The organism is Aerococcus viridans (genome assembly GCF_002871935.1).
Taxonomy (GTDB): domain Bacteria; phylum Bacillota; class Bacilli; order Lactobacillales; family Aerococcaceae; genus Aerococcus; species Aerococcus viridans_B.
The window spans coordinates 1-1,847 of sequence record NZ_PNHQ01000044.1; the positions used below are offsets into that span (position 1 = coordinate 1).

At 32.3% G+C, this 1,847-nt stretch carries 2 protein-coding genes; both read right to left on the reverse strand.

Annotation, left to right across the window (positions count from 1 at the left end):
• Nucleotides 1-232 precede the first annotated feature (232 nt).
• Nucleotides 233-1,138: an IS3 family transposase gene (locus CJ191_RS09050; protein ID WP_107645915.1), complete on the reverse strand. Its 906-nt coding sequence runs from the start codon at nt 1,136-1,138 to the stop codon at nt 233-235.
• Nucleotides 1,033-1,785: a helix-turn-helix domain-containing protein gene (locus CJ191_RS09055; RefSeq protein ID WP_102199570.1), complete on the reverse strand. Its 753-nt coding sequence runs from the start codon at nt 1,783-1,785 to the stop codon at nt 1,033-1,035. The genes CJ191_RS09050 and CJ191_RS09055 overlap by 106 nt, the downstream gene beginning before the upstream one ends.
• Nucleotides 1,786-1,847: the final 62 nt, after the last annotated feature.

Genomic DNA, 1,847 nt, shown 5'->3' on the forward strand with positions numbered 1-1,847 from the left:
TGAACTGACCCCTGTCAAGTAGACAGATAAAAAAATAAGTTTTTTTGAGACTAGAATTATCTAGTCTTTTTTTAATTACAAAATACAAATATTTTTTTACAGTTAGCTATTTTTTGTCTCTTTGCCTTAGGATATATAATCGGGATTCATCCCGATTATATATCCTAAGGCAAAAGTGTCATCACTTAACGAACTGCAACAACTTTAGTCATTTTAAAATCTAATAAACTATCTATTTAGTATTCACTGGTATCTTTAACCCCATAGACAAAGAAACCCGTTTTGAGTTATAGAATTCAATGTAAGTATTAATAGCATCCTCTAGGTCTTCAAAAGTTTCAAAGTGCTTTCTTCTATAACATTCATCCTTAAGGATGCCCCAGAAACTTTCCATAGGCCCGTTATCAATACAATAGCCTGGTCTCGACATACTTTGTATAACCTCATTTCTCTTTATATATTCTTTGAACCAATGGGAAGTATACTGATAACCACGATCACTATGTATCAAGGTCTTATTTGGTAACAGTTGACCTTCAATTTGCTTAAATGTTTCAGCTACGAGGTGGTTGTTATTGGAAATTCCTAATTTCCACGCAATAATTTTCTTCTCACCATAATCCAAAACTGCACTCAAATAGGCTTTAGAGTGGTTATTGTATTTTAATTCTGTTACATCAGTTAACAGGACTTCATTTGCTTTATACGTTTTTTTGAATTCGCGATTTAACACATTTTCAGCTACATTTTGTGGTTTATGCGGTTTATAGTGGTATCGTTTCTTACGAATAACTGATTTTATACCTAAATGAGTCATTACTCTGTATACACATTTATGATTAGCTTTCTCCTCACAATAGTGATTCAAATAAATCGTCATTCTCCTATATCCATATATACCATTAACTTCTTCATTCACGTCAATAATTGTCTTCATGATATTATTTAAGCGTATTTCCTCAGCCGTCGGCTTTCGTTTTAACCACTTATAATATCCAGCACGACTAACCCCTAATACCTGACATAAAAGAGTTATTTTGAATCCTTTTTCTTTGAGGCAGGAGATGGTTTGAAATTCCGCTTCATATCGTGCTCTTTTAATATCGACCCTCTTTCTATCTCCTCGAGCTTTTTTAATACCGCATTCTCTGTTTTTAAGTACTCATTTTTAGCTTTTAAAACAGCTATTTCTGTACGTAACTGTTCAGTTTCAGTTTGAATCGTAGAAGGTTTTCGGCGTCCTCGCCCATCTATTAGGCCTTCACTTCCATGTTTTTTATATTTTTGAACCCATGAGTAAACGTTATTATAAGATACTTGATATTTTTTGGCTGTTTGCACATATGATAAGTTATTGGATAAACAATCCTTGACAATTTCTATTCGCTCACTGGTCGTTGTTTTTCTCATTTTCATAGTGTACACCTCGGGTTTCGTACTGTAACTCTTACTACTTTTACCCTCAGTATACTTCATTATCCAATAACTTACAGTTGATACAGCAGGAACATTGAATCTTAGTGTTAGATCTCGAAGAGATCCCTCATCATTTAAATAAGCATTAACTACCTTTTGTTTAAATTCTTCAGAATATATATTATTTAATTTTCTAGGTTTCAAGGCCTCTAAACCATACTTTCGATATTTATTAACATATTGATAGAATATTGTATTATGTATCGATAACCCATACTCTTTTACCAAAGTTGGATAATTTATACCATCTTTGATGAACATCAGAATATATTTTTCTAACACATCTGCAGAATATACTTTTCTATTCATAAAAAAATCCCCTCTAAAGCAGACTTATTTTATTAAGTGTCTACTTTAGGGGGAGCATATCA